The organism is Bradyrhizobium sp. P5_C11_2 (assembly GCF_054049755.1).
On the sequence record NZ_JBFULT010000616.1, the window covers coordinates 1 to 4,246 of the forward strand.

Sequence of the window (4,246 nt, forward strand, 5' to 3'; positions counted from 1 at the left end):
GCTCTACATCCTGCGCAAGTCGATCTCGCAGGCGATCTACCAGCGCCGCGACCGCGGGCTCGCGGGCTATTACCCCTGCTCGATGTCCTGCCGCACCGTGATCTACAAGGGCATGTTCCTCGCCGACCAGCTCGGCAAGTACTATCCCGACCTGCATGAGCCGGACTTCGAGAGCGCGCTGGCGCTGGTGCATCAGCGCTTCTCGACCAACACCTTCCCGGCGTGGTCGCTGGCGCATCCCTACCGCATGATCGCGCATAACGGCGAGATCAACACGCTGCGCGGCAACGTCAACTGGATGGCGGCACGCCAGGCCTCCGTCAGTTCGCACCTTTACGGCAAGGACATCAACCGGCTCTGGCCGATCTCGTATGAAGGCCAGTCGGACACCGCCTGTTTCGACAACGCGCTCGAATTCCTGGTGCAGGGCGGCTACTCGCTGCCGCACGCGGTGATGATGATGATTCCGGAAGCGTGGGCCGGAAATCCGCTGATGGATGAGACGCGCCGCGCCTTCTACGAATATCACGCCGCGCTGATGGAGCCGTGGGACGGCCCCGCCGCGATCGCCTTCACCGACGGCCGCCAGATCGGCGCCACGCTGGACCGCAACGGCCTGCGGCCGGCGCGCTATCTCGTGACCAAGGACGACCGCATCGTGATGGCGTCCGAGATGGGCGTGCTCACGATCCCCGAGGACCAGATCATCACCAAGTGGCGGCTTCAGCCCGGCAAGATGCTGCTGGTCGACCTCGAACAGGGCCGCCTGATCCCCGACGACGAGATCAAGGCCGATCTCGCCCGGAGCCATCCCTACAAGGAGTGGCTCGAGCGGACCCAGATCGTGCTGGAAGAGCTGCCCAAGGTGCCGACCACCGGCGTGCGCTCCAACCTGTCTCTGTTGGATCGCCAGCAGGCGTTCGGCTACAGCCAGGAAGACATCACCATCCTGATGACGCCGATGGCCTCCATCGGCGAGGAAGCCGCCGGCTCGATGGGCAACGACACCCCGATCTCGGCGCTGTCGGACAAGGCCAAGCCGCTCTTCACCTATTTCAAGCAGAACTTCGCGCAGGTCACCAACCCGCCGATCGACCCGATCCGCGAGGAGCTGGTGATGAGCCTGGTCTCGATCATCGGACCGCGGCCCAACCTGTTCGACCTCCAGGGGCTTGCCACCACCAAGCGCCTCGAAGCCCGCCAGCCGATCCTGACCGACGCGGACCTGGAAAAAATCCGCTCGATCTCGGACGTGGCCGAATCCCACTTCAAGTCGCGCACGCTCGACACCACGTTCCACGCCGGCCTCGGTGCCGCCGGCATGGACCAGGTGCTCGACGAGCTCTGCGCGCGCGCCGAAAGCGCGGTGCGCGAAGGCGTCAACATCATCATCCTGTCCGACCGCATGGTTGGAAGCGACCGCGTGCCGATCCCGTCGCTGCTCGCCTGCGCCGCCGTGCATCATCATCTGATCCGCACCGGCCTGCGCACCTCGGTCGGCCTCGTCGTCGAATCCGGCGAGCCGCGCGAAGTGCATCACTTCGCCTGCCTGGCCGGCTACGGCGCCGAGGCGATCAACCCCTATCTCGCGTTCGAGACCATCATCGCGATGAAGGACCGCCTGCCCGGCTCGCTCGACGATTACGAGATCGTCAAGCGCTACATCAAGTCGATCGGCAAGGGCCTTCTGAAGGTGATGTCCAAGATGGGCATCTCGACCTACCAGTCCTATTGCGGCGCGCAGATCTTCGACGCCGTCGGCCTCAAGGCCGACTTCGTCGGAAAGTTCTTCGCCGGCACGCACACCCGCGTCGAGGGCGTGGGTCTCGCCGAGATCGCCGAAGAGGCCGTGCGCCGTCATGCCGACGCGTTCGGTGAGGCGCTGGTCTACAAGACCGCGCTCGACGTCGGCGGCGAATATGCCTACCGCAGCCGCGGCGAGGACCATGCCTGGACCGCGGAGTCGGTCGGGCTGCTCCAGCATGCCGCGCGCGGCAATTCGCTGGAACGCTACCGCGCCTTCGCAAAGATTCTCAACGAGCAGTCCGAGCGGCTGCTGACGCTGCGCGGCCTGTTCCGGGTCAAGACGGCCGAGGAAGAGAAGCGCAAGCCTATCCCGCTCGACCAGGTCGAGCCGGCCAAGGACATCGTCAAGCGTTTCGCCACAGGCGCGATGAGCTTCGGCTCGATCTCGCGCGAGGCGCACACCACGCTCGCGATCGCCATGAACAGGATCGGCGGCAAGTCCAACACCGGCGAAGGCGGCGAGGAAGCCGACCGCTTCAAGCCGATGCCGAACGGCGACAGCATGCGCTCGGCGATCAAGCAGGTCGCCTCGGGCCGCTTCGGCGTCACCACGGAGTATCTCGTCAACTCCGACATGATGCAGATCAAGATGGCGCAGGGCGCCAAGCCCGGCGAAGGCGGCCAGTTGCCCGGCCACAAGGTCGACGCGACCATCGCCAAGGTCCGGCACTCGACGCCGGGCGTCGGCCTGATCTCGCCGCCGCCGCACCACGACATCTACTCGATCGAGGACCTGGCGCAGCTCATCTACGACCTCAAGAACGTCAACCCGACGGGCGACGTCTCGGTCAAGCTCGTCTCCGAGATCGGCGTCGGCACGGTTGCCGCGGGCGTCGCCAAGGCGCGCGCCGACCACGTCACCATCGCGGGCTTCGAGGGCGGCACCGGTGCATCGCCGCTGACCTCGATCAAGCATGCCGGCAGCCCTTGGGAAATCGGCCTCGCAGAAACCCACCAGACCCTGGTGCGCGAGCGGCTGCGCAGCCGCATCGTGGTCCAGGTCGACGGCGGCTTCCGCACCGGGCGTGACGTCGTGATCGGCGCGCTGCTCGGGGCCGACGAGTTCGGCTTCGCCACCGCGCCGCTGATCGCGGCCGGCTGCATCATGATGCGCAAGTGCCATCTCAACACCTGCCCGGTCGGCGTCGCGACCCAGGACCCGGTCCTGCGCAAGCGCTTCACCGGCCAGCCCGAGCACGTCATCAACTACTTCTTCTTCGTCGCCGAGGAAGTCCGCGAGATCATGGCATCGCTCGGCTTCCGCACCTTCAACGAGATGATCGGCCAGGTGCAGTTCCTCGACCAGACCAGGCTGGTCGCGCACTGGAAGGCCAAGGGGCTCGACTTCTCGAAGCTGTTCGTCAAGCAGAAGGAAGAGAAAGGCCAGAAGATCTACCACTCCGAGCGCCAGAACCATCATCTGGAAGCCGTGCTCGACCGCACGCTGATCGAGAAGGCCACGCCCGCGCTCGACCGCGGCGCGCCGGTCAAGATCGAGGCCGCGATCAACAGCACCAACCGTTCCGCCGGCGCGATGCTGTCGGGCGCGCTGGCCAAGATCTACGGCCATGCCGGCCTGCCGCATGACACCATCCATGTCAGCCTCAAGGGCACCGCGGGCCAGGCCTTCGGCGCGTGGCTGGCGCAAGGCGTCACCTTCGAGCTCGAAGGTGAAGCCAACGACTATGTCGGCAAGGGCCTCTCCGGCGGCAAGATCATCGTCAAGCCGCCGAAGAACAGCGCCATCGTGCCGGAAGAGAGCATCATCGTCGGCAACACCGTGATGTACGGCGCGATCCAGGGCGAGTGCTACTTCCGCGGCGTCGCCGGCGAACGCTTTGCCGTGCGCAACTCCGGCGCGGTCGCGGTGGTCGAGGGCGCGGGCGATCATTGCTGCGAATACATGACCGGCGGCATCGTGGTCGTGCTCGGCAAGACCGGGCGCAACTTCGCGGCCGGCATGTCGGGCGGCATCGCCTATGTGCTCGACGAGACCGGCGACTTCGACAAGCTCTGCAACATGGCGATGGTCGAGCTCGAACCGGTGCTGTCGGAGGAGCTGATCAACGCCGGCACCTATAATCACGCCGGTGACCTCGAGGCGCACGGCCGGGTCGACGTGTTCAAGAACCTGCTCGACTCCGACGTCGAGCGGCTGCACGTCCTGATCTCGCGCCACGCCAAGGCGACCGGCTCCAGGCGCGCCRCCGACATCCTTGCCAACTGGAAGGATTGGCTGCCCAAATTCCGCAAGGTGATGCCGGTCGAGTACCGGCGCGCGCTGCGCGAAATGGCCGCCAACGCGGACGCCGAGCCGAAGATCGCGATCGGGGCGTAATTCTTACAACGCGTCATTCCGGGGCGCGCAAAGCGCGAACCCGGAATCTCGCAAGGCAATCTCCAGGTTCCGGGTCTGCGCGCAGCGCGCGCATCCCGGAAC

At 66.1% G+C, this 4,246-nt stretch carries 1 protein-coding gene; it reads left to right on the forward strand.

Annotation, left to right across the window (positions count from 1 at the left end):
• Positions 1-4,144: glutamate synthase large subunit (gene gltB / locus ACXJL8_RS35320; protein WP_456686485.1), on the forward strand; the 4,144-nt coding region annotated here is incomplete at its 5' end.
• Between the last annotated feature and the right edge of the window lie 102 nt (positions 4,145-4,246).